Annotated in this window: 22 protein-coding genes; 21 read left to right on the forward strand and 1 reads right to left on the reverse strand. The window is 65.4% G+C overall.

The features are described from left to right. Window positions 1-6: 6 nt before the first annotated feature. From A6A05_RS04780 to A6A05_RS04800, 5 genes are all read left to right on the forward strand, one after another. Complete coding sequence (locus A6A05_RS04780) at window positions 7-1,551, forward strand: MBOAT family O-acyltransferase (protein WP_068497995.1); 1,545 nt, start codon at window positions 7-9, stop codon at window positions 1,549-1,551. 13 nt (window positions 1,552-1,564) lie between these two features. Next, window positions 1,565-2,491 carry a hypothetical protein gene (locus A6A05_RS04785; protein ID WP_068498002.1) on the forward strand — a complete coding sequence of 309 codons (927 nt, stop codon included), beginning with the start codon at window positions 1,565-1,567 and terminating at the stop codon, window positions 2,489-2,491. After that, a complete protein-coding gene (locus A6A05_RS04790) occupies window positions 2,488-3,471 on the forward strand; it encodes a lysylphosphatidylglycerol synthase transmembrane domain-containing protein (RefSeq protein ID WP_068498004.1) in 984 nt (327 codons plus the stop codon). Before A6A05_RS04785 ends, A6A05_RS04790 begins: the two co-directional genes overlap by 4 nt. Before the next feature lie 101 nt (window positions 3,472-3,572). Next, complete coding sequence (locus A6A05_RS04795) at window positions 3,573-4,742, forward strand: SGNH/GDSL hydrolase family protein (protein WP_068498006.1); 1,170 nt, start codon at window positions 3,573-3,575, stop codon at window positions 4,740-4,742. Between the two features lie 80 nt (window positions 4,743-4,822). Beyond that, window positions 4,823-6,340: a B12-binding domain-containing radical SAM protein gene (locus tag A6A05_RS04800; RefSeq protein ID WP_068498008.1), complete on the forward strand. Its 1,518-nt coding sequence runs from the start codon at window positions 4,823-4,825 to the stop codon at window positions 6,338-6,340. A gap of 28 nt (window positions 6,341-6,368) precedes the next feature. Here the strand turns inward: A6A05_RS04800 and A6A05_RS04805 are convergent, their stop codons facing one another. Next, a complete protein-coding gene (locus tag A6A05_RS04805; protein ID WP_156520905.1) occupies window positions 6,369-8,522 on the reverse strand; it encodes a YfhO family protein in 2,154 nt (717 codons plus the stop codon). A gap of 166 nt (window positions 8,523-8,688) precedes the next feature. On the opposite strand from A6A05_RS04805, the gene A6A05_RS04810 reads away from it, so the two are divergent. From A6A05_RS04810 to A6A05_RS04885, 16 genes are read left to right on the forward strand one after another with little or no spacing between them, the layout of a single operon-like run. After that, window positions 8,689-9,282 carry a winged helix-turn-helix transcriptional regulator gene (locus A6A05_RS04810; protein ID WP_172822192.1) on the forward strand — a complete coding sequence of 198 codons (594 nt, stop codon included), beginning with the start codon at window positions 8,689-8,691 and terminating at the stop codon, window positions 9,280-9,282. Then, window positions 9,279-10,484, forward strand: coding sequence for a polysaccharide biosynthesis protein (locus A6A05_RS04815; protein ID WP_172822193.1), 1,206 nt, complete (start codon window positions 9,279-9,281; stop codon window positions 10,482-10,484). Before A6A05_RS04810 ends, A6A05_RS04815 begins: the two co-directional genes overlap by 4 nt. A gap of 7 nt (window positions 10,485-10,491) precedes the next feature. Beyond that, window positions 10,492-11,625 (forward strand): DegT/DnrJ/EryC1/StrS family aminotransferase, encoded by a 1,134-nt coding sequence (locus A6A05_RS04820; RefSeq protein ID WP_068498013.1) that lies wholly within the window; start codon window positions 10,492-10,494, stop codon window positions 11,623-11,625. Continuing rightward, on the forward strand, window positions 11,622-12,806 hold the full coding sequence (neuC, locus tag A6A05_RS04825) for a UDP-N-acetylglucosamine 2-epimerase (RefSeq protein ID WP_068498015.1): 1,185 nt from the start codon (window positions 11,622-11,624) through the stop codon (window positions 12,804-12,806). Before A6A05_RS04820 ends, neuC begins: the two co-directional genes overlap by 4 nt. Continuing rightward, entirely contained in the window at window positions 12,797-13,867 is a 1,071-nt protein-coding gene (gene neuB, locus A6A05_RS04830) for an N-acetylneuraminate synthase (RefSeq protein ID WP_068498017.1), read from the forward strand. The genes neuC and neuB overlap by 10 nt, the downstream gene beginning before the upstream one ends. Window positions 13,868-13,869: 2 nt before the next feature. Beyond that, window positions 13,870-14,514, forward strand: coding sequence for an acetyltransferase (locus A6A05_RS04835; RefSeq protein WP_082910707.1), 645 nt, complete (start codon window positions 13,870-13,872; stop codon window positions 14,512-14,514). Further along, complete coding sequence (locus tag A6A05_RS04840; RefSeq protein ID WP_068498020.1) at window positions 14,511-15,560, forward strand: nucleotidyltransferase family protein; 1,050 nt, start codon at window positions 14,511-14,513, stop codon at window positions 15,558-15,560. Before A6A05_RS04835 ends, A6A05_RS04840 begins: the two co-directional genes overlap by 4 nt. Before the next feature lie 17 nt (window positions 15,561-15,577). Further along, window positions 15,578-16,891, forward strand: coding sequence for an N-acetyl sugar amidotransferase (locus tag A6A05_RS04845; RefSeq protein ID WP_068498022.1), 1,314 nt, complete (start codon window positions 15,578-15,580; stop codon window positions 16,889-16,891). 6 nt (window positions 16,892-16,897) lie between these two features. Further along, complete coding sequence (gene hisF, locus A6A05_RS04850; RefSeq protein WP_068498024.1) at window positions 16,898-17,659, forward strand: imidazole glycerol phosphate synthase subunit HisF; 762 nt, start codon at window positions 16,898-16,900, stop codon at window positions 17,657-17,659. Next, window positions 17,656-18,288, forward strand: coding sequence for an imidazole glycerol phosphate synthase subunit HisH (gene hisH, locus A6A05_RS04855; protein WP_068498025.1), 633 nt, complete (start codon window positions 17,656-17,658; stop codon window positions 18,286-18,288). Before hisF ends, hisH begins: the two co-directional genes overlap by 4 nt. Before the next feature lie 5 nt (window positions 18,289-18,293). After that, window positions 18,294-20,195, forward strand: coding sequence for a hypothetical protein (locus tag A6A05_RS04860; RefSeq protein WP_068498027.1), 1,902 nt, complete (start codon window positions 18,294-18,296; stop codon window positions 20,193-20,195). Between the two features lie 13 nt (window positions 20,196-20,208). Next, entirely contained in the window at window positions 20,209-21,195 is a 987-nt protein-coding gene (locus tag A6A05_RS04865; protein ID WP_068498029.1) for a radical SAM/SPASM domain-containing protein, read from the forward strand. A gap of 2 nt (window positions 21,196-21,197) precedes the next feature. Continuing rightward, the gene (locus A6A05_RS04870; RefSeq protein WP_068498031.1) at window positions 21,198-21,884 is read left to right on the forward strand and encodes an acylneuraminate cytidylyltransferase family protein; all 687 of its coding nucleotides are present in this window, start codon (window positions 21,198-21,200) and stop codon (window positions 21,882-21,884) included. Then, complete coding sequence (locus A6A05_RS04875) at window positions 21,881-22,819, forward strand: polysaccharide deacetylase family protein (RefSeq protein WP_068498033.1); 939 nt, start codon at window positions 21,881-21,883, stop codon at window positions 22,817-22,819. Before A6A05_RS04870 ends, A6A05_RS04875 begins: the two co-directional genes overlap by 4 nt. Continuing rightward, the gene (locus A6A05_RS04880; RefSeq protein ID WP_068498034.1) at window positions 22,816-23,610 is read left to right on the forward strand and encodes a formyl transferase; all 795 of its coding nucleotides are present in this window, start codon (window positions 22,816-22,818) and stop codon (window positions 23,608-23,610) included. The genes A6A05_RS04875 and A6A05_RS04880 overlap by 4 nt, the downstream gene beginning before the upstream one ends. Next, window positions 23,607-25,670, forward strand: coding sequence for a hypothetical protein (locus A6A05_RS04885; RefSeq protein WP_068498037.1), 2,064 nt, complete (start codon window positions 23,607-23,609; stop codon window positions 25,668-25,670). Before A6A05_RS04880 ends, A6A05_RS04885 begins: the two co-directional genes overlap by 4 nt. Window positions 25,671-25,719: the final 49 nt, after the last annotated feature.

Raw genomic sequence — 25,719 nt, forward strand, 5'->3', positions numbered from 1 at the left:
GGCGCGATGCTGTTCAACTCATTCGAGTTTCTTTTCCTGTTCCTGCCGGTGACGCTGGCGGTGTTCTTCGCCCTGGGGCGGACCGGCCGTACCGTCGCTGCCGAAACCTGGCTTCTGGTCGTCTCGGTGCTGTTCTATGCGTGGTGGGACTGGCGCAATCTGCCGATCCTGACGCTGTCCATCGCCGTCAATTTCCTGATCGGCCGCCGTCTGGCCCTGTTCGCCGCCATCGATTCACCGGCCTTGCGGCGAACGTGGCTGATCGCGGGAATCGGCGCCAACCTGACGGCGCTGGGCTATTTCAAGTATGCCGCCTTTCTGGCCGACGGTTTGGTTCCGTTGGTCGATATGCGCGCCGCCGCCGCCGGCATCGAGCTGCCGCTGGGCATATCGTTCTTCACCTTCACCCAGACCGCCTTCCTGATCGATGCCTACCGTCGTCAGGTCTGCGAGGCCAATCCCCTGCATTACGGCCTGTTCGTCACCTATTTCCCCCATCTGATCGCCGGCCCGATCCTGCACCACAAAGACATGATGCCGCAGTTCGCCGAGCCGGAAACCTACCGGATCCGGCCCCACGACCTGGCGGTTGGCCTGACGGTCTTCGCCATCGGCCTGTTCAAGAAGGTGGGACTAGCCGACCACGTGGCGCCCACCGCCAGCGCGGTGTTCGAGGCCGCACGGGATGGGACGGCGCTGACTCTGGGCGACGCCTGGCTGGGGGCGCTGTGCTACACCTTGCAGATCTATTTCGACTTTTCCGGCTATTCGGACATGGCGCTGGGGCTGGCCCGGGTGATCGGCGTCCGCTTCCCGTTGAACTTCAATTCGCCGTACCAGGCCCTGTCGATCGTCGATTTCTGGCGGCGCTGGCATATGACCCTATCGCGCTTCCTGCGCGACTATCTGTATTTCCCGCTGGGCGGCAACCGCCGGGGCAGCGCCCGGCGCCACGTCAACCTGATGCTGACCATGCTGCTGGGCGGATTGTGGCACGGGGCCAATTGGACCTTCGTGATTTGGGGCGGGCTGCACGGACTTTATCTGATGGTCAATCATGCCTGGCATGGGCTGCAGGACCGGATGGGCCGCCGCCTGCTGACCGGTGCCGGCGGGCGGCTGGTTGCCGGGACGCTGACCTTCGTGGCGGTGATGGTGGCCTGGGTGTTCTTCCGGGCCGACTCGGTGGTCTCGGCCGGGCGCGTCCTGACGGCGATGGCCGGTCTGGATCAGCTGCGCCTGCCGCGCCGGGTGGCCGATCTGCCTGGGGCTGGCTGGCTGGAGGCGCACGGTGTACAATTCGGCGCGGTGTTCAGCGAGCAGGTCGTGACCACGCCGCTGGAGACGTCCGCTCTTGCCGCGCTGCTGCTGCTAATCTGCTGGCTGATGCCCAACACCCAACGGATCGTGCCCGAGATCGCCCTGGACCCGCGTGATGAATCCTGGCGGTGGCGCCCGGTTCCGTCGTGGGCGGCGGTGGTCGGCTTGATGCTGGCGGCGGGAATCCTGGGAATGTCGCAGGTCAGCGAATTCATCTACTTCAATTTCTGAGCAGGTCGCGGTAATGCAGATTTCCTCCCCCGCCGGTTACCTGCGGATCGCCCTGTCGGTCGCCGCCGCGGCATGCGCGGCGGCTGCGGCGCTGACGGCGACGGTCGATCCGTTCGGTCGGCTGGGCCGCGCGCCGTGGGGGCTTTACGCGTCCAGCGAGCGCGACGCCAAGCCGCATCTGGCCCGATTGGGTGGTCACGACGCCCTGATCATCGGTTCCAGCAAGACCGCCATCATCGACCCGGCGATGCTGCCGCCGCCCTGGCGCTTTCTCAACGCGTCGTTTGCCTCGGCGGTGCCCGAGGAGATCGCCGAATTTCTCGACGGCTACGTCGGCCAGACACGGCTGGTTCTGATCGGGCTGGATTTCTACATGATGAACGAACGGGGCTTTCCGGCCAGCCGGGGCGCCTTCGCGGCGCGCGAGGGCCAGGCGGTCGCCAGCTACCTGCTCAGCGGTCCGGCCGCCGTCGCCAGCCTGGACACGCTGTGGCGGGCCGCGGTCAAAGGCGAACCTCCGGGCGTGGCCGTCCCCGCCGGCAACCGGGTGAAGGCCGCCGATGCGCCGGGGGCGCGGATCGACGACCAGGCGACCTTGGCCATGTTACGGGCCCGCCATTACCATGATGTCCGTTATGCTGAGTGGCGGCTGGCCCACTTGGCAGAGACCGTCCAGCGCCTGCAAGCGCGCGGTGTGACCGTCAAGGTGTTCATCAATCCGCTGGCACCGGTGATCCTCGAGCTGCTGAGATCCCTGCCGGCCTGGCCGGATTTCCTGCGGTTCCGTGCCGACGTGGCGCGATACTTTCCGGGGTCGAAGGATCTGTCGTGGTCGGATCTGTCCGACCGGAGCGGCTTCTATGCCGCCGATCCGTTCCATTACAAACCCGAGATCGGCCGTCGGTTGGTTGCCGCGATCCTGGACGAGGCGGCGCCGTGACCGCCCCGGAATCGTCGCGCCGGAAGGTTTGGCTGCGGCTGATCGCAGCATTGGTCATCACCGCCGCCATGACCGCCGTGATCGCCGCCAAGGTCGATATCGGCGCCATCGGCGGGCATCTGACCGCCGCCCGGCCGGGCTGGTTGGTGGCGGCGGCATTGTTGGTGCCGGTGATCAGCCTGCTGCGCGGAATCCGCCTGGCCATCGTCGTCCGGCGGCCGCCGACACCGCCCTTGCTGGCCATTTCGGTGCTGCACAATTTCGTTGCCTCGGTGGCGCCGATGCGGTCGGGCGAGCTGGCCTTGCCGTTGCTCCTGCGGCGGTTGGGCATCGATGCCTGGCATTCGGCCGGGCTGTTGCTGGCTCTGCGCGGCTACGATCTGCTGGCGGTGTTGTTCTTCGGCGGTCTCGCCACGGTCTGGCTGGGGCCGGACATCCCGGCCTTGCGCCCGTTGGCGCCGGCCGCTTTGGTGTTGGCCATCGGCGCCACCTTGACGGCGCTGCTGCTGCCGCGGGTGGTGGCCGCCCTGCACCGCCTGGTGGCGTCATTCGCCGAGCGTCCCTGGATGGCCCGCCTGGACCGACCGCTGTGCGGCATCCTCAGCGGATTCGATCGGCGTCGCGGTTTGTGGGTCCTTTATCTGGTCAGCCTGCTGACCTTTGCGGTCAACTTCACCTTCTTCCATTGGTGCGCCATCGCGCTTGGCGCCGACCAGCAGCCGATGGTGACGATGTTCTGCGGTTGCGCTGCGGTTCTGGCCTTCGTTCTGCCCATTAACGGACTGGCCAGTTTCGGTCCGATCCAGGGGGCGTGGACGGCGACGGCGGCGCTGGCCGGCGTGCCGGCGGACCTGGCCTTCGCCACCAGCGTCTTGATGCATGCCTTGTTTTTGGCGGTCTCGGGGGGGCTGGCTCTGATTTCCCTAATGTTCTTGCCTCGCCCAGACTTATATAATAAGTCTAGCACTGGTGCCATTTGATATAGGCTATATGATAGCGTGTTCGCACACCTTTGCGTGAACACGGATGCGCCACGTCACAATGGACTGCCTTGGGTTGTCAATCGTGGCGTTCGATAGAGATGGCAAGACTTAAAGCCTTTTTGCGCCTGTGTATCGCCAATGGGGTGGTGCTGGCCGTTTTGTTGGCGGTCCTTAACGGGTTCTGCTGGGTTCTGATTTCCGGCTACAACACCGTCCGCTACGACATTCTGGAAGTAGCGTCGGACTCCCGGGCAGAATTGCCCGTTTATGACGATCGAGCCTTGGCCCGGCAAATCTACCAGGAACATCGTGCCATCCCGGTCCGCTTCCGCTCGTATGTCGATTGGCGCAGAGAGCCTTATCAAGGCCGCCATACGACGGTCGATGCCGGCGGCAGCCGTCGCCATTTCGAGCCATCTGTACCCTTATCCGGCAAGACCATAGGCGTCTTCGGCGGGTCAACCGTTTGGGGGACGGGGGTCGCCGATGCCGATACCATCCCAGCTCAGTTGCAGGCCGCTTTGCCGGGTGTCGTCGTGTTCAACGAGGGAGAATCCGGCTATATGAGCCGGAATAGCCTGGACCGTCTGATCAACCTTGCTAACCAGAACCAGATGCCAGACGTCGTAATCTTCTATGATGGCGTCAACGACATCGAGCATCAGTGCGAGCCGGGCTCAAGAATCAACGCCCATCATTTCGAGGACCAGATCAACCGGGGCCTGGAATGGCAGGCGCAGGGCAAAGGGCAGAGTCTTGCCGTGATGCTTGGACGAATTGGTGACATGGTGTTTCTCGAACATACCCGAGACATGGCCCAACGCATCGTCAAGCGAAGCCGGATGATGGCTGGCAAAGAGGGTGTCCAAGCCATCGAAGTTCACTGGATGTGTGCGGGCGATTCCCGGCGTACCCGCCAAGTCGTGTCCACCTTGATCGAAAACTGGCGCATTGCCCACGCCATCGTAACCGCCCGGGGAGGGCATTTTCTGGCGGTCTTGCAGCCCAACGCCTATATCGGCCGTCACCGGACCGACTACTTGACCCTGGATGATCGGCAGCGAGCCGAGTATCTGGCCGTTTACGCCGAGCTGCGCCGCCAGTTGGCGGAGCGGCCAATGTCCTGGGTGGTCGATTTCACTGATAGCCTCGATGTTCTGGCGGAAAATCCGGTCTTTACCGACTTCTGCCATTTAGGGGTGGCGGGCAATCGCCAGGTGGCACAGCGTCTGCTGGCGCAGGTCAAACCACTTCTTGGTGGTGGCTGAATCCGGTCGGTCGCCCCGGCGATGTCCCCACACAGGATGTGGTGGATTTGCGGTTCGCTGCCATGCAATACTCCGCCCCCATGAAAATACTCTTCGTCACATCCCACCTGTTCTATTCCGAGCCCTTGGGCGTCATGCTGTTGTCGGCGATCGCCAAGCGAAAGGGCCACCAGACGCGGCTATGCGTCCTGACCCGCCAGTCGATGGAAGAAGCGTTGCGCGAGTTCGAACCCGACGTGATCGGCTATTCGACGATTACCGCCAACGAACAGTTCTTCATCGATGGCGACAATGAGGTGAAGGACTATATGCGCCAAACCGGGCGCAAGGTCTGGCGCGTCATGGGGGGGCCGCATCCGACCTACTTCCCGGAAGTCCTCGACAAGATGGGCCTTGATGCCATCGTCGTCGGGCACGGCGACAACGCCTTGCCGGCGATCTTGGACCGGATCGAAGCCGGGCAGGATTTCTCCGGCATCCCCAACGTGCTGCAATCCTCGGGCGACACCTTGATCAAGGAAGTGATCGAGGATCTGGACTCGCTGCCGTTCCTCGACCGCTCGCTGATCTATGACTTCGATCCCAACCTGCAGCGTGTCGGCATCCGGTCGTTCCAGACCCAGCGGGGCTGCCCCTACAAGTGCACCTATTGCTTCAATCACGCCTTCAACCGAATGTTCAAGGGCGATGGCCGCAAGCTGTTCGTCCGCCGGTCGGTGGATCACCTGCTGGCCGAAATCAAGCATGTCCGCGAGACCTATCCGCAATTGCGGTTCATCCGCTTCTCGGACGATGTGTTCGCGATTCGCGCCGATGCTTGGCTGGAAGAATTCGCCGAGCGCTATTCGGCGGAAATCGGTCTGCCGTTCTATTGCCTGATCCGCGCGGATGGGTTGACCGACGATGTTGGCCGGCTGCTGAAGAAGGCCGGCTGCTGTTCGGTGTCGATGTCCATCGAGACCGGCGTGCTCGAGGCCCGGATGACCGTGCTCAAGCGCAACATGCCGGACAAGGTGATGCTGGACGCCTATGAGGTGTCGCGCAAATACGGCATCTATACCCATTCCAACACCATGCTGGGGCTGCCCGGGACGACGTTGGAAGACGATTTCACCTCGATCAACTTCGCCCGCAAGGCGTCGCCGACGGCGACGACCTTCAGCGTGTTCTGCCCGTTCCCCAAAACGGAACTGACCGAATATGCCAAGCTGAAGAATGTTCTTCCGGATGATTTCGACTACAACAATACGTATAGAAACGAATCCGTCCTGACGAACTACACCCCGATCGAGCGCCGGATCCAGGTCAATCTGGTCTATCTTGGCCCGATCTTCTGCAATCTTCCCGATTTCATGCAGCCGATGCTGAAGCCATTGGCCAGCCTGCCGATCACCAGCGTCTATAATTTCATCGGGTCCATCTTCAACACGTACCTGCTGAGCTTCCGGATCTTCCGGGGCGCGCAGCCGTCCGACCCGGTCAGCTGGATCAAGGCCGCCTGGCGGGCCGTCTATTACTACTTCTTCAGCGGCCAGAAGCAGAAGCGGCGCAACAAGACCGCTTCGGTGGCGACCGCCGCGACGGACGCCGCGTCGTAATCACGGGATCGGATCGAAAGCTGGGGCTTCAGCGAAGCCCCAGCTTTTCCCGTAGCCTGGGTCGATGATAGCGAAGTTCGACCGCACGGGTGCCGGCCGGAATGGCCATCGCCATCTGGGCGCCGTTGACCGGCTGAAGAACCACCGGATTCCCGTCGATCTTGGCGCTCCAATACGGCGAGAACGGGATCGACACGACAACCACGCCGCCATCGGGGGCATCGACCCGGGCGTCGATTCCGTCGGTCACCAGATCGAAGCCCACCACAGACAGACTGTTGGTCGGCCGCAGGCTGGCCAGGGTGTCCTCGGCGGCGACGATGCCGCCGTCCGGTCCATGCCGGCGGACCAGTTCATAGAATCCGGGATGACGGTCGTTGTCGGAACTGGCGACGGCGTAGCGCGCGGGATACAGCCGGGGCGCCGGACTGCCGATGGCATAGACCCTGATCGCCGGAGCCGACACCATCTCGCGCAGATAGCCCAGGACGCGCTGACCGACAGGATCGGTGCGGCGGCTGGGCAGGTCCTGGTCGGGCGGCGGTCCCCAGACCTGGCGGACATCGGCCCCGGTCAGGGGGAGCGCGCTCAGGACATAGCCGACATTGACCAGGCGCAACATCGCCAGGTCGGCATGCCCGGTCAGGTCGATGCTGGCGCAGCATTTCATGTCCAAAGCCGCGGTTTCCAGCGTGATATAGCTGGATTCGGCGTCGCCGGGATGCTTGAGGACGGCATGCAGCCAGAAATACGAATAATTGGTCAGGTTCAGATTGAACATTCCGTCGAAGCTGCTTAATCCGGCGGCGGCGGCCAGGTTGTTCGGCAGGCGATAGGGCACGGTCACCACCCGCACCGGTTCGGTGGTGGGCAACCGGATGGCGGCCACGTTTTCCAGCCCGGCGACGTCGTTGGCCAGACCGCCCAGGCTGACCCAGGTGCTGAGATTGTAGGCCTTGCACCAAACGAGATTGGCGACGGCCAATCCGCCGACGGCCGCGAACACGGCATGGCGGGCGCGCCGCTGGCCGGCAGCCGCCAGCGCGCCGGTGCCAAGGCAGACTGCCATCAGGGCCAGGATGTCCAGGGACAGCCGGACCCGATCCCAATTCAGGCTGGCCAGCGGCTTCAGCTTGCCCATGGCGGCCCACGGCAGGTTCTGGATGACCAGCCCGCCGACGGCGCTGACCAGCAGGACCACCGCCATCCGTTTCCATTGGGGCGACCGCGCCAGCCACAGCGCGGCCAGGCCCAGCCACAGGCAGGCGATGCGGTGATCGGCAAGGTCGGTGATCTGGATCAGCGCGTGAACCACGGTATCGACCGGGGCGAGCGTCAGCACGGTTTCCGCCGAGCGGAAGGCATAGGGCGACAATTGCGCCTTGGCCCACAAGGATTCGTGCCAGTTCAGGACCAGCAGGCCGCCCAGGGCGGCGATCCCCATCATGCTTTTCAGCGGCCGGCAGCGCGGCACCATTGCCAGCGACAGGGCCAAGGCGCCAACGGCCGCCATGCCGCTATGGGTGGGCGTGCTGGAGATGGTGTGCAGCAGGCCGATCCCGATCAGCGGCGGCCAATAATTCCGGCGCGCCGAGCGTCCCACCGCCAGGTGGATCAACAGCGGGATCAGGGCAAAACCCAGGCCGTGAACCCAGGTCAGCTTGACGAAATACTGGTTGCTCAGGGTGTAGACCGCCGCCACCGCCAGCGCCAGCAGCCGGTCGGCGCCCAACGACCTGCGCGCGAGCAGGTACATGCCGACCAGGGCCACCCCTTCCTGGGCGATGCGCAAGATCGCGCTGGTCGCCCACAGGGGCAGGACCGACAGCAGAAGGCGGTCGAGCGCCACATATTGTCCGGTGAACAATCCCAGGGCGGCGACGTCGTTTCCGCCGGCGAAGGCATGCGCGAACTGTCCGCCCGGATGCCGATCGACCAGATAGGTCTGCACCAGGGGGGTGAAATCCAGATCGGCATAGGTGGCGAGATAGGAGGCCGGCCCCAGAATCCAGAATTCCAGGCTCGCCAGGGCGGTCCAGCCGATCATCAGGACCCGGGCGCCGTGGCGGGACGGCTCGGCCGGCGGGCGGCTGAGCAGTCCGGCGACGGTCAGCGCCAGAGCGGCCAGAGCGACAGTCGCAAGCGTCAGACCGTACGAGGTCGTGGGAAGGGTGGGGAACATACCGGCTTTCATGCCGCATCGGCGGCCAGGGCAGCAAGACCAAAATGCGGCCGGGCGACGGATTGACGTTCATGGGATGAACATGGTATGGCTGGGCCTCCTTGCCGGGGTACCCATGTCAGAATCCATCGACAAAGCGCTTACCAGGGACGAGCCTGGGCTTCTGTTGAAGCTGCTGTCCGCCATCGACGGCAACAGCCGGGTCACCCAAAGGACCATCGCCCGCGATCTCGGGATCGCCTTGGGTCTGGCCAATGCCTATCTCAAAAGGTGCGTCAAGACCGGCCTGATCAAGGTGGCAATGGCGCCGGCCAATCGCTACGCCTATTACCTGACGCCGACCGGGCTGGCCGAGAAGGGGCGTCTGACCGCCGAATTCCTGCGGCAATCCTTCTATCTTGTCCGGGCCGCTCGCCAGGAATACGGCGATATCTTTGCCGCCTGCAGCGACCGTGGCTGGAAGCGGGTCGTCTTGTGGGGGGCATCCGAGATCGGCGAGATGGCGGTGCTGGCGGCCTTGGATCACCCCGTCGAGATTTTGGGATTCGTCGATGACGCTGCCGAGCGGGACAGGTGTGCCGCCCTGGCCGTCCTGCCGACGCCCAAGACGTTTTCCACGGCCGAGGCGGCGATCGTTACCGATCTCAAGGCCCCGCAGGCCACTTTCGACCGCGCCAGGGCCTTTATGGGACCCGACCGCGTGTTCGCCCCCCGCTTTCTTGGCATTTCCGTCCGCTCTGGCGTCGAGGATCGTCCGTGACCCATTTTCATACCGCCGACCCGTTGCTGTCTCGCATTCTTCGGCGCACCCGCGCCCTGTTCGCCGACGACATCGACGCCCATTCTCCGGCGCTGCGGGCCGCCATTGACGGCAAGCGCCTGCTGGTGGTCGGTGCCGCCGGCTCGATCGGCGGGGCGTTCGTCAAGCAGGTGGTCCGGTTCCGGCCGGCCAGCCTGCATCTGGTGGACGTCAACGAAAATACCCTGGTGGAAATCGTCCGCGACCTGCGCTCGTCCTCGGACCTGGCCCTGCCCGAGGACTTCAAGACCGTCAGTGTCGATTTCGGCACCGACGAGTTCCTGCGCTTCGCCGCCGATCACTGCCCTTACGACGCCTTCGTCAATTTCTCGGCCGTCAAGCATGTGCGGTCCGAACGCGACGTCTACAGCCTGTTGCGCATGGTCGATGTCAATGTCGGGGCGCTGTCGCGTTTCCTGGATCACCCGTCGGCCCGGGGGCTGTCGCGGATATTCTCGGTCTCGACCGACAAGTCGGTGCGCCCGGTCAACCTGATGGGGGCCACCAAGAACCTGATGGAAAAGGTGCTGTTCGAGCAGGCCGGCCAGGCCGTGGCCAGCTCGGCCCGTTTCGCCAATGTCGCTTTTTCCGCCGGCAGCCTGCTCGAGGGTTTCGAAAGCCGCCTGGCCAAGGGACAGCCGCTGGCGGCGCCGTCCGATGTGCGCCGCTATTTCATCTCGCACGAGGAATCCGGCCAGCTGTGCCTGCTGGCGGCCTTCCTGGGGCGGGCCAACGAAGTGTTCTTTCCGCGCTTCGACCCCGACAGCGACCTGATGACCTTTTCCGACATCGCCGTCGCCTTCCTGCGCCATCATGGTCTCGAGCCGATTCTGTGCTCCAGCGAGGACGAGGCCCGGGCGATGACCGCCATTCCCAAGGGGGGGTGGCCGTGCTGGTTCGCGCCGTCCGACACGACCGGCGAGAAGCCGTTCGAGGAATTCCACCGCACCGGTGACCGCATCGACACCGCACGGTTCACCGCCCTGGGCGTGGTGGTCGAGACGCCGCCGCCGGCCGGGACCGTGGAGGCCTTCCTACAGGATGTCGCGGCGATCCGGGGCTCGGAGCGCTGGGTCAAGGACGAGGTGGTGGCCGCGGTGCGCCGCGCCGTCCCCGAGCTGGTCCACGAGGAACGGCATAAAAGCCTGGAACAGAAGATGTGAGGGGCCAATGATTCCGTTGTGCGTACCGAATCTGGGCGGGAACGAGGCGGCCTATCTGCAGGAATGCATCACCTCGACCTTCGTGTCGTCGGTGGGGCCGTTCGTCGATCGCCTGGCCAGCCTGACCGCCGAAGCGGCCGGTGCCGCCCATGCCGTTCCCACCTCCAGCGGCACGACCGGGCTGCAACTGGCCCTGGTGGCGGCGGGGGTTGGCCTTGGCGATCTGGTGGTGCTGCCCAGCTTCACCTTCATCGCCAGCGCGAACGCCATCAGCCATTGCGGCGCGCGGCCCTGGCTGATGGATGTCGATGCCGGGTCCTGGACCCTGGACCCGGTCCTGCTGCGCCGGATGTTGGAAACCCAGGCCGAGCGGCGCGGCGGCGCCCTGCGCCACAAGGCCACCGGGGCGCGGGTCGCGGCGATCATGCCGGTCTACACCCTGGGCCAGCCGGCGGACATGGATGCCATCGGCGCCATCGCCCGCGACTTCGGCCTGCCGGTGGTGGCCGATGCCGCCGCCGCCTTGGGTGCCCGCTACAAGGGACGGCCGGTGGGGGCGATGGGGGCCGATCTGTCGGTGTTTTCCTTCAATGGCAACAAGACGGTGACCTCGGGCGGCGGCGGCGCGGTGCTGGGCAACGATCCGGTCCAGATGGCGCTGGTCGCCCATCTCAGCACCACTGCCCGGGTCGGGCCGGCCTATGACCACGACCGGGTCGGCTTCAATTTCCGGATGACCAACATTCAGGCCGCGGTCGGGGTGGCGCAGTTGGAGCGGGCCGACGCCCTGGTCGCCGCCAAGCGGCGGATTTCGGCGACCTACGACCAGGCCTTCGCCGGTCTGGCCGGGGTCGGGCGCTTTCCGGTCCCCGAGTGGGCCGAAAGCGCCTGCTGGTTCTCGGGCCTGGTGCTGTCGTCAAGCGTCGCCGATTTGTGCCAGAAGCTGAAGATCCAGGGCATCGAGGCCCGGCCGTTCTGGAAGCCGATCCACCGGCAAGAGCCCTACCGGGTCGCGCCGGCCACCGATATGGCGGTCGCCGACGGGGTGTGGGATCGCGTGGTGACGCTGCCCTGCTCGACGCATCTGACCGACGCCGAACAGTCGCGCGTCATCGATGCCGTGCGGGAGGCGCTGTCGTGACATCGACCCGGCATGTGGCGGTGGTGACCGGCGCCCGTGCCGATTACGGGCTGTTGCGCCCGGTGATGGATGCCGTGCGCGCCCATCCGGGCCTCGACCTGTCGGTGATCGCCACCGGTGCGCATCTGGACCATCGTTTCGGCCGCACCGTCGACCAGATCAAGGCCGACGGTTTCAGCGTGACCTCGGTGCCGACCTTGGAACCCGACGATAGCTTGCTGGCTATGGCCCGCGCGGTCGGACGCGGCACCATCGGCATGGCCGAGGCGCTGGCGGCGCTGCGGCCCGATCTGGTGGTGGTTCTGGGCGACCGCTTCGAGATCCTCGCGGCCGCCCAGGCGGCACTGCTGCTGGCGATACCACTGGCTCACCTGCATGGCGGCGAGGTGACCGAGGGAGCGGTGGACGAATCCATCCGCCACGCCATCACCAAGATGGCGTCGCTGCATTTCGCCGCCGCCCCGCCCTATGCCCGCCGCATCCGGCAGATGGGGGAAAATCCGGCCTTCATCTTCACCGTCGGCGCCCCCGGGGTCGATAGCGCGCTGGCCCTGGACCCCCTGCCCGATCCGGTCCTGGATCAGGATCTCGGCCTGCCGCTCCGTTCTCCGACCTTTCTGGTCACCTACCATCCGGTGACCCGCCGCGACGGCGACGAGGGCGCGGCCATCGACCATCTGCTGGCGGCATTGGATGGCTTTCCCCAGGCCCGGATCGTCATCACCGGGGTCAATGCCGATGCCGGTCACCAGGTGGTCTCGCGGCGTCTGGCGGCTTTCGCCGCCGCCCGGCCCGAGCGGGTCAGCCTGCACGACACTCTGGGGCAGCGACGCTATCTTTCGGTGATGCGCCGCGCATCGCTGGTGATCGGCAATTCCTCCAGCGGCCTGATCGAGGCGCCGGCCCTGAAGGTGCCCACCATCGATATCGGCGATCGCCAGGCCGGCCGGCTGCGGGCGCAATCGGTGATCCATTGCGGCGATCTGGACGCCGCCGCCATCGCCGCCGCCATCGAACAGGGCCTGGACCCGGCCTTTCGCGCCACCCTGGACGCCACGCAGCCCCCTTACGGCGGCGGCAATGTCGGCCCGACGGTGGCGGACATCCTGGCCGGCATCGATATCGCCCAGCTCAGGCGCAAGCCCTTCTTCGACCTGCCGGAGACATCGTCATGGCCGTGACCATCATCGCCGAGGCCGGCGTCAATCACGACGGCAAGCTGGAACAGGCGCTGGCGCTGGTGGATGCCGCCGCCGAAGCCGGTGCCGACATCGTCAAGTTCCAGACCTTCCGCGCCACCGAGATCGCCGCCATCGACGCGCCCAAGGCCGATTACCAGAAGCGTACTACCGGAACCGTCGAAAGCCAGTTCGAGATGCTGCGCCGGCTGGAATTGTCGGACGAGGCGCATCACGTCCTGCGGCGCCGCTGCGCCGCACGGGGCATCGAGTTCCTGTCGACGCCGTTCGATCTGCCGTCCTTGCGCTTCCTGACCCGCGAGCTGGGATTGCCGCGCCTGAAGCTGCCATCGGGCGAGATCACCAACGCGCCCTTGCTGCACGCCGCCGCCGCGACCGGGGTTCCGGTCATCTTGTCCACCGGCATGTGCACCCTGGCCGATGTCGAGGACGCCCTGGGCGTTCTGGCGCACGGCTATCTGGGGCTGGGCGATCCGTCGTCGTCGGCCTTCGCGGCGGCCTTCGCCTCGGCAGCCGGGCGGGCCGCCCTGGCGGCCAACGTCACCTTGCTCCATTGCACCACGGAATATCCCGCCCCGCCGGCCGAGGTCAATCTGCGGGCGATGGGCACATTGTCGCGGGCCTTCGGGTTGCCGGTGGGGTTCTCGGACCACACCGAGGGTCTCGAGGCGGCGGTGGCCGCGACCGCCCTGGGGGCGGTGGTCATCGAGAAGCACATGACCCTGGACCGTTCGCTGCCAGGGCCGGATCACAAGGCATCGCTGGAGCCGGCCGCCTTGGCCCAGATGGTGCGCAGCATCCGGGCCGTCGAGACCATGCTGGGCGAGGCCGACAAGCGCCCGACCGCGGCGGAAAGCCGCAACATGATGGTGGCGCGCAAAAGTCTGGTGGCGACTGGCGACATCGCCGCCGGCGATCCGTTCACCGTGGCCAATCTGGGGGTCAAGCGACCGGGCGACGGATTGTCGCCGGCCCGCTACTGGGAGCTGCTGGGGCGGCCGGCCGGCCGGGCCTATCGGGCGGGCGAAAGGATCGAGCCGTGACCATGCAGGTTTTCGTCATCGGGGCCGGCGGTCATGCCAAGGTGGTCATCGACGCCCTGCGCCGCGCCGGAACGACGGTCGATGGTCTGGTCGATGCCGATCCCGGTCGGGTCGGCTCGACGGTTCTGGGGGTGCCGGTTCTGGGCGGCGACGAGGCGCTGGAGCGCTGCGACCGTCAGCGGACCCGGGTGGTCAACGGAATCGGGGCCGTCGGACCGGCCGATTTGCGCGCCAAGGTCTTCGCCGCCTATCGGGCGCGGGGCTTCGTTTTCGCCACGCTGGTCGATCCTTCGGCGGTGGTCGGCGGCGGCGTGGTGCTGGACGAGGGCGCCCAGATCCTGGCTGGCGCGGTGGTGCAAACCGGCTGTCGCGTCGGGTGCGACGCCATCGTCAACACCCGCGCCGCCATCGATCATGATTGTCATGTCGGCGCCCATGCGCATATAGCTCCGGGTGCGGTTCTGTCCGGCGACGTCAGGATCGGCGAACGGACGCTGGTCGGGACCGGTGCGACGGTGATACAGGGAATAAGAATCGGCTCGGGCGCTTTGGTCGCGGCCGGTGCCGTGGTGATTTGCGATGTCGCGGATGGCGCAAGGGTAGCGGGAAATCCCGCCCGACCGATCGGAGACGAGGATTGCCGATGAGCTGGCATAAAACACTGATCGGGCCGGACACCCCCATCGGGTCGGCCATCGCCGTCCTGGACGAAGCCGGGCTTCAAATCTGCCTAGTGGTGGACGACGAACGCCATCTGCTGGGAACGGTGACCGACGGCGACGTCCGACGCGGCATCCTGCGCGGCATCGGGCTCGAGGCGCCGGTTCAGGCCATCATGAACACCCACTTCCGGTTCGGCCGGCCCAGTGACAGTCCGGCGCATCTGCTGGACATCCTCAGCAGCGCGGTGATCCACCAATTGCCGATCGTCGCCCCCGATGGCCGCGTCGTCGATTTGGTTCTCGACACCGAACTGCATCGTCGTCACGAAGCCCGGCCCAATTGGGTGGTGCTGATGGCCGGCGGGTTGGGCAATCGCCTGCGTCCGCTGACCGACGACACACCCAAGCCGCTGCTGAAGGTCGGTCGCAAGCCGCTGCTGGAAACCATCGTCGATAATTTCGTGGCGATGGATTTCCGGCGTTTCTACATCTCGGTCAATTACCGGGCCGACCAGGTCAAGGATCATTTCGGCGACGGCTCGGCCTTCGGCTGCGAGATCCGCTATCTCGAAGAGAAGGATCGCCTGGGCACGGCTGGGGCGCTGTCGCTGATGCCGGAACGGCCCGAGGCCCCGTTCGTGGTCATGAACGGCGACGTGCTGACCAAGGTCAATTTCGCCAGCCTGCTCAAGTTTCACGACGAACAGGGCGCCGAGGCGACCATGTGCGTGCGTGAATACGACTTCCAGGTTCCCTATGGCGTGGTCAACCTGGATGGCGACCGCATCGCCAGCGTGGTCGAAAAGCCGGTGCAATCGTTTTTCGTCAATGCGGGCATTTACACGATTTCGCCCTCGGCACTGGACCTTGTGCCGAAAGGGCGCTATTTCGACATGCCAGAGCTGTTTTCCACCCTGATCGCCGGGCAAAGATTGACGTCGGCTTTTCCGGTGCGGGAATACTGGATCGACATCGGTCGTCTAGACGACTTCGAACGTGCGAACGGCGAGTTCGCATCCATCTTCGGCTGATTTGCAAGGGCACCCCCATGTTCAGATTTCCTCGTCATGTTGAGATCGATTTCGCTCCCTTCCAGCGCGACGGGGATCTGCCGACCAAGTACGGCCTGCCCGCCGACGTGCGCTTCTGCCGGTCTTGCGTGATCTCGAATCAGCGGCCCAATTCGACCGCCGAGTACAAGCACACCAAGGAAAGCGTCAAGCAGACCATCAATTTCGACGAGCATGGCGTTTGCGACGCCTGCCGGACCGCCCAGACCAAGGCGGCGATCGACTGGGACGAGCGCGACCGCCAGCTGCGCGACCTGTGCGACCGCTTCCGCCGCACCGACGGGCGCTATGATTGCGTGGTCCCGGGCTCGGGCGGCAAGGACAGCTTCTACGCCGCCCACCTGCTCAAGCACAAATACGGCATGCATCCGCTGACGGTGACCTGGGCGCCGCACATCTACACCGACTGGGGTTGGAAGAACTTCCAGGCATGGATTCATGCCGGGTTCGACAACAATCTGGTCACCCCCAACGGCCGGGTCCACCGCCTGCTGACCCGCCTGTCGGTCGAGACCATCTACCACCCGTTCCAGGCCTTCATCATCGGCCAGAAGGCCCTGGCCCCGAAGATGAGCGTGATTTACGACATCCCGCTGGTGTTCTACGGCGAGAACGAGGCCGAGTACGGCAATCCCATCGCCGACAACGACAAGGCCCTGCGCGACTGGCGCTATTTCACCGCGCCCGACAAGTCGCAGATTTATCTGGGCGGCGTTTCGGTGGCCGACCTGATCGGCGATTTCGGCGTGGACGAGAGCGATTTGCAGCCCTATCTGCCGGCCAATCCGGCCGATCTGCAGCGGGTCGGCACCGAGGTCCATTATCTGGGCTATTACACCAAGTGGCACCCGCAGAGCTGCTATTACTATTCGGTCGAGCATGGCGGCTTCCAGGCCTCGCCCGAGCGGACGCCCGGAACCTATTCGAAGTACAACAGCATCGACGACCGGATCGACGATCTGCATTACTTCACCACCAACATCAAGTTCGGCATCGGCCGGGCCACCTATGACGCCGCGCAGGAAATCCGGTCTGGCGACATCACCCGCGACGAGGGCGTCGCCCTGGTCAAGCGCTATGACGGCGAATTCCCCGAACGCTTCATCGACGAGCTGCTGGGCTATCTGTCGCTGCCCGAGACGGAATTCCCCGAGGCGGCGCGCCTGTTCGAGCAGCCGATCATGGACCGCGACTACTTCCTGCACCTCGCCGACCGTTTCCGCTCGCCCCACATCTGGCGCAAGGACAACGGCGAGTGGAAGCTGCGCAACACGGTTTGGCAGGGTAACTAAGCGGTCATGGCCAATCTTCGTCTGATCGCCCGGCTGGACATCAAGGGTCCGAACCTGATCAAGGGAATCCAGCTCGAGGGCGTGCGGGTGGTCGGCGATCCGCAGACCTTCGCCCGCCGCTATTACCAGCAGGGCGCCGACGAGATATTGTACATGGACGCGGTGGCCAGCCTGTACAACCGCGACACCTTGACCAACATCGTGCGGCGCACGGCGGAAGAGGTGTTCGTGCCGATCACCGTCGGCGGCGGGCTGCGTTCGGTCGATGATGTGCGTGACATGTTGCGGGCCGGCGCCGACAAGGTGGCGATCAATTCCGCCGCCACCTTGCGCCCCGAGCTGATCTCCGAGGTCGCCGAGCGGTTCGGTTCGCAATGCATGGTGTTGCAGATCGACGCCAAGCGCAGCGGCCCCGGCCGGTGGGAGGTCTATCGCGATTGCGGCCGCGAGCATACCGACCTGGACGTGGTCGAATGGGCGCGGCGCGGCCAGGAATTGGGGGCGGGGGAAATCCTGCTGACCTCGGTCGACCGCGAGGGAACCCGCAAGGGCTTCGACTGGGAACTGGTCAAGGCGGTCAACGACGCCGTCACCATTCCGGTCATCGCCTCGGGCGGCATGGGGACTTTCGACCATCTGCCCGAGGTGGTCGAGAAGGGCGGCGCCGACGCCGTCGCCATCGCCTACATGCTGCATTACGACAAACTGACCTTGCCGGCCATCCGCGAGAAGTCGCTGGCCCGCAACCTGCCGGTGCGCAAGCTATGACCACCAAGGTAACCATCGTCGATTTCGGGGCGGGGAATCTTTTGTCCGTCGCCCGGGCCTTCCGTCATTGCGGAGCCACCGTCGAACTGGCCGAAACCGCCGAGCAGGTGACCCGGGCCGACCGCCTGGTCCTGCCCGGGGTCGGCGCCTTCGCCGATTCCATGACTGGGGTGCAATCGCGGGGCCTGATCGAGCCGCTGAAGGCCTATGCGGCCACCGGCCGCCCGTTCCTGGGGGTTTGCGTCGGCATGCAGATGCTGTTCGACGGCAGCGAGGAATTCGGCCATCACCCCGGGCTGGGTCTGGTTCCCGGCATGGTGCGGCGCATTCCCGCCACCGGGACCGACGGCCGCCCGGTCAAGGTTCCGCATATCGGCTGGAACCAGCTGATCACCGACCATTGGGGGCAGGGGCTGCTGGCCGGATTGTCCGACCCGGCCAGCGTCTATTTCGTCCATTCCTTCGCCGGTCAGCCCGACGACCGCGCCGATATCTTGGCCGAATGCGCCTATGGCGGCCACCGGGTCCTGGCGGCGGTGCGGCGCGGCAACCTGATCGGGTGCCAGTTCCACCCGGAAAAGAGCGGTGAAACCGGTCTGACGATGATCAGGAACTTCCTGGTCCTGTGACGGCAGTGTCGGCTCCCCCCCGCGATCTTTCGGTCGCCATCGTCGATTCCCGACTGGATCGGGTGTTTCCACGGCTGATGCTGGTCTCGCATCGTCGTCACGTCGCCGGCTTGGCCGTCGATCCCGAAACCCTGGTTGTCAGCACCGACTGGCTGGCCTGGCGCGACTGCCTGGATCGCGGTCAGCCGGCCATCCATTTCGAAGGCATGCTGACGGATTGGCCGGCCGAACGGGGCGCGCCCCATCTGTGCCACCAGCGCCATTGCCAGTGGGTGTTCGTCGATGGACACGACGCGTCGCGGTTCGGCGGGGTGTCGCTGGGCAAGCTGTTCGTCCGCGATGTCAGCCTGGCCGGCAACGCCTTCGAGCGCCTGGCTTGCGCGCTGGATCGCGCCTGCGCCCGCTTTCGCCCGGGCGAGATGGTCTTGCTGGACATGCGGGCCGAGCTGGATTTGGTCGATGCGATCCAGAAGCGCCAGATCGCCGCCGAAGCCTGCGCGCGGCACGGTATCGTGCTGATCGACCGGCTGGATGCCCCCGAACCCGGCGACAAGGGCTTTTCCGAACGCCTTGACGGCTATGGCGCGCCGCTGCCCGACCCGTGGTCGCGCCGCGTGATGCGCGGCCTTTACACCGAGGCCCTGGACCTGGCCGGGCGGGTCCTGGCGCTGGTCCGGCGGCGCAAGCCGGCGACGGTGCTGATCTTGTCCAACTGGGCCACGGTGCGCACCCTGACCCAGGATTTCCCGGCCGGGGTGGCTCCGGCCATCATGGCCGGCATCATGCCGAAGCGGCCGAAACTGTTGTGGCGCTGGCTGACCGACGGGGTCGTTCCGGTCAGCTTGCCCGCCGTCACCCTGACCGGGGCCGAAAAGGCGCAAATCCGCGCCATCATCGATGCCTACGAGCAGGCCTGGGCGGCCCGGCCGGCCACCGGGGTCGAACTGGGGCTGCGCAATTTCATCCGCCAGCGTATTTTCGCCACCGGCTGGATCGAGGACATGGCACGCCAGGTCAAGAGCCACCGCCGTCTGTTCCGCCGGCATCGCTTTTCCCGGGTCGTGCTGGGCGATTCCACCAACGCGGTGTGCCGGATCATCGCCGAGGTGGCGCGGGGCGAAGGGGTCGGCGTCGATGAATTGCTGAACGGAATGTTCCTGACCCGCCAGCGCTATGACAGCCGGTGCGGCGACGCCTCGGGCCCGCCGGCGGTGGACCGGCTGCTGTCGTGGGGCCGTCAGAACGAGGAATGGGCCGCCTCGACCGGCGGCCCGGCCCGCACGGTCCGAACCGGCTATCCCGCGCTGGAAATCCTGCGCCGTCCGGCGATGGCGCCGCTGGCCACCGGCCGGGCGCTGGTGCTGCCCATCTATGCCGATTGCGACGACACTCCGGCCTTCACCTCGAATATCTTCGCCAACATGGTGGAAACCGTCGCCGCCTTGCACCAAATGGGATGTGCGTCCATTCGGGTCAAACTTCATCCGGGGCCGCAGAACCTGGACTATTATGCCGAGGCGTTGCGGCGCTTCGGGTTAGAGGCGGAGATCGTCAAGGACAGCGGTCTGGACCGGCATCTGGCTTGGGCCGACTTCGTGGTCGGGCCGATCAATTCCGGCGCCTTCGTCGAGACCCTGGCGGCCGGCAAGCCCTATTATCCGGTCTGTCCGGTGCCGTCGCTGATCGATCGCGCGCTGTTGGGTCCGACCCCGGTCATCAGCGGCGCCACCGATCTGGTGGCGATGCTGCAAGCCGGCAAGGTCATAGATCGCGATGCCGTTCTGGAGTATTTTTGCAGCTTCGGCAGCATCGGCAACGCTGCCCGACGTTTCTGGGAGGTGATGCTCCTCGATTCCCGCGGTTACGACGTCGATCCTGCGGGTGCGTCGTCTGATCGCCTTTCGTGAGTGCTTGGCGGACATGGACGTGACACGAGAAAATCCCTATCAGCCGATCTACGATTCCTGCAATCAGGGCAACTCGAAGCAGAAGCTGGCCGACTTGCCGGCCTTTCCCCGGCTGATCGATGTCGAGCTGACCAACACCTGCAATTTCCGCTGCCTGATGTGTCCGACCGGGAACTTCTCGCAAAAGCGCGACAAGGGCTTCATGGCCGACGAGATCTTCCACAAGATCATCGCCGAGTGCCGCGAGCACCGGACCCCGTTGCGGTTCATCCGCTGGGGCGAACCGCTGTCCCATCCCAAGGTGGTCGAATACATCGCCATGGCCCATGACGCCGGCATGCTGACCCATGTCAACACCAACGGCAGCAAGCTGGACGAGGCGATGATGGACGCCTTGCTGGCGATTCCGCTGGATTCCCTGAAGTTCTCGTTCCAGGGCGTCGATCGGAAAAGCTATGCCGAGATGCGCAACATCGATTTCTTCGACGGTCTGCTGGAAACGGTCAGAAAGCTGCACGCCAAGCGCGGCGATGCCGACAAGCCATTCTTGCACCTGTCGACCACCATCACCTATGAAAGCCGCGAGTTGGTCCAGGCCTTCAAGGCGCTGGCCGCCGAATGCGCCGACCACGTCAATGTCGGACGCACCGTGCTGGAATATGTCGATGTCAACGCCGTCCGCCTGCGCCCGCACGAACTGGACGAGTTGAAGCGCCTGAAGGAAATGGAATCGGTCATCAAGGTCCATCCGGAATGCCCCGAGGTGTTCGACAAGCTGTCGATCAACTGGGACGGCAAGGTCACCGCCTGCTGCATGGATTCCGATAACATGATGCTGATCGGCGACCTGGCCACCCAGACCATCGCCGAAATCTGGCATTCCGACATCCTCAACCATTACCGCGCCATGCTGGCGGATATGCGCCACGACGAACTGGCCCTGTGCAAGAGCTGCTACGACACGCATGGTCTGGTGGTCCCAGGGCTGCAGGACACTTAAGGATGATCGACGGAAAATCGGTCCTGGCGGTGATCGCGGCGCGCGGCGGCTCGAAGGGGCTGCCGCGAAAACATCTGCTTGATCTGGGCGGCCGTCCGGTGGTGGCGTGGAGCGTCGAGGCGGCCAAGGGGGCGGCCCTGCTCGACCGGGTGGTGTTGTCCACCGACGACCAGGAAATCGCTGACGCCGCCGCCTTGGCCGGCTGCGAGGTGCCGTTCCTGCGTCCTGCCGAATTGTCCACCGACACCGTGCCGCTGGGGCCGGTCCTGCTGCATGCCCTCGACAGCCTGGGGGCCTATGATTATCTGGTGTTGCTGCAGGCGACCTCGCCGTTGCGGCTGGCATCGGACATCGACGCCTGTATCCGCCTGTGTCACGACAGCGGCGCGCCGGCGGTCATGTCGGTCTGCGTGGCGCCGAAATCGCCGTTCTGGATGTCCACCCTGGACGAGGACGGCCGCATGCGCCCGCTGCTGGCGGCGCCGACAGACGCCCAGCGCCAGCAATTGCCGACGGCCTATGTGCCCAACGGGGCGGTCTATGTGGCGCGGGTCGATGCCTTCCGCCAGCGGTTGGGCTTCAGCTTTCCCGACACCCGTGCCTATATCATGCCGGCCGAACGATCGATCGACATCGATTACCGCCTGGACCTGATGGTGGCCCGGGCTCTTGTGGCGGAGACATCATGAGCGTGGCCTCGGTTCCGCACGGCGTCATGTTCCATCACTTCTGGGACCAGCGCCACCCCGCCGGCCAGGGGGCCATCAACGCCGACGATCTGGCGCGCATGTTGCGTCATCTGGGGCCCGACCGCATCCTCAGCGCCGAGGCCTGGCTGGAGCGGGCGGTGGAGGAGCGGTTGGAACCGCACCATCTGTGCCTGACCTTCGACGACGCGCTGTTGTGCCAATACGAGGTCGCCGCACCGGTCCTGGCCGATTTCGGCCTGACCGCCTTCTGGTTCATCTATTCCTCGGTCTTCGAGGGGCATTTGCGCAAGATGGAGGTCTATCGCTATCTGCGGACGGTGGCCTATCCGACCGTCGATGATTTCTACGACAATTTCGAGCGGGCGCTGGCCCGGTCGCGCTATGCCGACATGGCGGCGAAGGCCACGGTCGATTTCGATCCGGGGCGGTATCTAGCCGAATTCCCTTTCTACACCGATGCCGACCGGCGTTTCCGATTCCTGCGCGATCGGGTGCTGGGGCACGACCCGTTCGAGGAAATCATGGACAGCCTGGTCGAGCGGGCCGGCCTGCAGGCCGAGGAGCTGCGCCACCTTTTGTGGATGGAGGATTCCCATCTCAGGGCGCTCGACGCGCACGGCCATATCCTGGGGCTGCATTCCTACACGCATTTCACCACCCTGGGGGAAATGAGCTATGACCAGCAGAAGCGGGAATATCTGGCCAACCGCCGTCACCTGATGGCGCTGACCGGCCATGCTCCGCTGGCGATGGCGCACCCCTGCAACAGCTACAACCAGGACACCGTCGCCATTCTCGAGGAGCTGGGGGTCAAGATCGGGTTCCGCTCGAACATGGAACGCCGACCGAGTTCGCGGTTCGAACTGCCACGCCAGGACCATGCCCTTATCATGGCGGAATTGGAGGATCGATGAGCGTTGCCGTCTTTACCAGCAACCAGCCGCGCCACCTTTCGCTGATCCGCTCTCTGGCCAGGGTGTTCGACACCGTCCATGCGGTGATGGAATGCAACACGGTGTTTCCCGGCCAGGTCGCCGACTTCTTCCGCAAGTCCGAGGTGATGCGGGACTATTTCGGCCGAGTCATGGCGGCCGAGGACCAAGTGTTCGGGTCGGTGGACTTCCTGCCGGGCAATGTGCGGGTTCTGGCCCTGAAGATGGGCGACGCCAGCCAGGTGGCGCCGTCCGTTTTCGCTCCGGTCCTCGCGGCCGACCATACGGTGGTCTTCGGGGCGAGCTATCTGAAGGGCGCCCTGTGCGACCGATTGGTCGAGCGTGAGGCGCTGAACATCCATATGGGGATCTCGCCCTATTATCGGGGCAGCTCGTGCAATTTCTGGGCGCTGGCCGACCGGCGGCCCGACATGGTCGGGGCGACCATCCACAAGCTCAGCAAGGGCCTGGATTCCGGCGCCATGTACTATCACGCTTTTCCCAAGCCGCAGGCCGCCGACCCGTTCCTGTGGGGCATGTTGTCGGTCAAGGCCGCCCATGATTCGCTGGTCGATGCGTTGGCGTCCGGCGCTCTTTGCGCCATGGAGCCGGTCGAGCAGGATCGGACCCGCGAGATGCGCTACACCCGCAACGCGGACTTCACCGATGAGGTGGCGGCGGCCTATCTCGCCGACATGCCCACCGCCGCCGACGTCATGTCCGCCGCGCAAGGTCGCGACATGTCCTTGTTTCTGAGGCCGATTTTCGCATGACCCGGCGCGGCGGCGGCGTTCATGTCTGGGCGCTGCGCCTGACGCCCGGATTGTTGGTCCTGGCCCTGTTGCGCCATGGCGCGGGCCTTGTCCTGCATGTCGGATCGGCGTCGCCTGGCGCGCGCAAATGCCTGGATATCCTGGCCCGGCTCGGGTTGATGCCGGGCCTGCGGATCCATGATATCGGCTTGCCGGTGACCGACGAACATGGCCGGGCGCTGAGTTTGCGGCTGGAATGGCGCCTGTTGACCCTGGCCGACGCATTGCCGATGGACGATGACGGCGGGATCTGGATCCCCGCGCGCTATGGCGATCAGGCCGACGGCATCCGGCGGGCGATGCGGTCCTATTACTGCGCCTACAATCGTGAAGCCCTGATCCTGCCGTTGTTCGCCGAGTGCGCCTATCGCACCGGGCGGGTCGATGGCGATGTCCGTCTGGTGGAATGCTTGGTCCGCTTTCCCTGTCTGGGGGACTGGACGGCGGCGCACCTGCCGTTCGATCCCGGTCCGGCCGCGCGGCTGGTCGCGCTGCCTTCGCTGCGGGCCGCCATCTCGTTGCTGCGGGTGCTGCCGGAAAGCCCGCGCCAGTGGATTCGGCGTCTGTTCCGCCGGGTGCCCCGGCCGGAAATCAAGGTCGATTCCCAGGCGCGCCAGCAAGGAACCATCCTGCAACAGAACATCGCCTGGATCTTCGAGCAATATCCGGCCGGCGGCCACCTTTACTGGCATGACGGCAGTGGGCTCGATCCCGCCCGCGTCGTTCTTTACTGCAACCGGCGCGACGCCCCGCTGGACGACGCCACCCGCGACCGGGCCGGCGCCATGGGCCTGGGCTGGGCCGACGCCGCGTTCCTGCCCGATCATCTGGCCCGCCCGCTGATCGACAGCGTCGGCTGCCTGGGACTGGCGGCATCGGCGTTTCCGCGACGCCTCGGCAAGGTCGCCCTGTGGCGTTGGACCACCTTGTGCCAGCTGACGGTGCTGATCGAATCCTACCGCGCCCTGATCCGGCAGGTGAACGCCAAGGCGGCCTATCAAAGCTGGGTGTTCCTGCCGCAGACGCTGGCCCTGGCCCTGGCCCTGCGGCTGGAAGGCGGCGCGTTCTTGTGGAACTTCTGGTCGATTCACCCCTTGCCGGTGGCTTTGCACCATTTCGGCATGGCCGATCTGGTCTTTTCCTGGGGGCCGTACCATCGCGGCTTCTACCATGTGCACCGGCTCGATTACCGCACCATGGTCGATGTCGGCATCGTGATGGGAGACGGGCATCTGGCCGGCGACGACCGGCGGGCTGCCGGCTATCGCGCCGCCTTGGCGCCGAACCTGCGGTTCGTGCTGACCGTCCTCGACACCTCGTATGGGCCGGAGGCCAGCAACTCGCTGGGTCATGTCGTGGATTTCTACCGCTCGGTGCTGGCATTGGTGCGGGCGCATCCCGACTGGGGCTGCATCATCAAGTCGAAAAGCATCTATGACAGCCTGCCGCGGACGACGGGACTGCAAGACGTGGTGGCGTCCCTGGAAGCCGAAGGGCGGTGCCTGCGGGTCCAGTTCGACGAACGGGTCAGCGTGGTGGCGAAAGCCGGCGACCTGGCGGTGTGTTCCTCGATCAATTCGGCCGGCTTCCTGGCGGCCGTCGCCGGTCGCCCGGCCCTGCATCTGGACCTTGCCGGGATCGACGTCCATCCCATCGCCCGGGATGGCGGATCGGGCCAAGTCATCTTCCGTGATGTCGCCGGCTTCGAGGCCGCCATCGAGGCGGTGGCCGATGGCGACACCCGCCTGGGCGATCATTCGCCGTGGCTCGACCTGATCGATCCCTTTCGCGATGGCGCCGGGCGCTCGCGGGTTGCCGCCATCATCGGGGCCTATATGCGGGGCCGGACCGAGGGCAAGAATGCCGAGGCTGCCCTCGCCCTTGCCGTCGAGCCCTGGCGGTCGCGCACGGTGGTCTGCGACAATGGCATCCCGGCATCCGACAAGGGTGATGTATTGTGGCGCCAGACATATGAATGGGGCCGCGAGGTCTCGATGGTGGAGCGGAGCCCAGGATCATGACGGCAGTGCGGATCGGAAATTTTACGGTTGGCGCGGGCTCTCCTCCGGT

It is taken from the genome of Magnetospirillum moscoviense (assembly GCF_001650635.1).
GTDB classification, from domain to species: domain Bacteria; phylum Pseudomonadota; class Alphaproteobacteria; order Rhodospirillales; family Magnetospirillaceae; genus Magnetospirillum; species Magnetospirillum moscoviense.

Coding starts and splice junctions, on each gene's coding strand:
- A6A05_RS04840 (WP_068498020.1), top strand. CDS start 14,511: ATGAGCTGGCATAAAACACTGATCGGGCCGGACACCCCCATCGGGTCG.
- A6A05_RS04885 (WP_068498037.1), top strand. CDS start 23,607: ATGACCCGGCGCGGCGGCGGCGTTCATGTCTGGGCGCTGCGCCTGACG.
- A6A05_RS04835 (WP_082910707.1), top strand. CDS start 13,870: ATGCAGGTTTTCGTCATCGGGGCCGGCGGTCATGCCAAGGTGGTCATC.
- A6A05_RS04845 (WP_068498022.1), top strand. CDS start 15,578: ATGTTCAGATTTCCTCGTCATGTTGAGATCGATTTCGCTCCCTTCCAG.
- hisF (WP_068498024.1), top strand. CDS start 16,898: ATGGCCAATCTTCGTCTGATCGCCCGGCTGGACATCAAGGGTCCGAAC.
- A6A05_RS04785 (WP_068498002.1), top strand. CDS start 1,565: ATGCAGATTTCCTCCCCCGCCGGTTACCTGCGGATCGCCCTGTCGGTC.
- A6A05_RS04880 (WP_068498034.1), top strand. CDS start 22,816: ATGAGCGTTGCCGTCTTTACCAGCAACCAGCCGCGCCACCTTTCGCTG.
- A6A05_RS04795 (WP_068498006.1), top strand. CDS start 3,573: ATGGCAAGACTTAAAGCCTTTTTGCGCCTGTGTATCGCCAATGGGGTG.
- A6A05_RS04875 (WP_068498033.1), top strand. CDS start 21,881: ATGAGCGTGGCCTCGGTTCCGCACGGCGTCATGTTCCATCACTTCTGG.
- A6A05_RS04870 (WP_068498031.1), top strand. CDS start 21,198: ATGATCGACGGAAAATCGGTCCTGGCGGTGATCGCGGCGCGCGGCGGC.
- A6A05_RS04865 (WP_068498029.1), top strand. CDS start 20,209: ATGGACGTGACACGAGAAAATCCCTATCAGCCGATCTACGATTCCTGC.
- A6A05_RS04780 (WP_068497995.1), top strand. CDS start 7: ATGCTGTTCAACTCATTCGAGTTTCTTTTCCTGTTCCTGCCGGTGACG.
- A6A05_RS04820 (WP_068498013.1), top strand. CDS start 10,492: ATGATTCCGTTGTGCGTACCGAATCTGGGCGGGAACGAGGCGGCCTAT.
- hisH (WP_068498025.1), top strand. CDS start 17,656: ATGACCACCAAGGTAACCATCGTCGATTTCGGGGCGGGGAATCTTTTG.
- neuB (WP_068498017.1), top strand. CDS start 12,797: ATGGCCGTGACCATCATCGCCGAGGCCGGCGTCAATCACGACGGCAAG.
- A6A05_RS04800 (WP_068498008.1), top strand. CDS start 4,823: ATGAAAATACTCTTCGTCACATCCCACCTGTTCTATTCCGAGCCCTTG.
- A6A05_RS04805 (WP_156520905.1), bottom strand. CDS start 8,522: ATGTTCCCCACCCTTCCCACGACCTCGTACGGTCTGACGCTTGCGACT.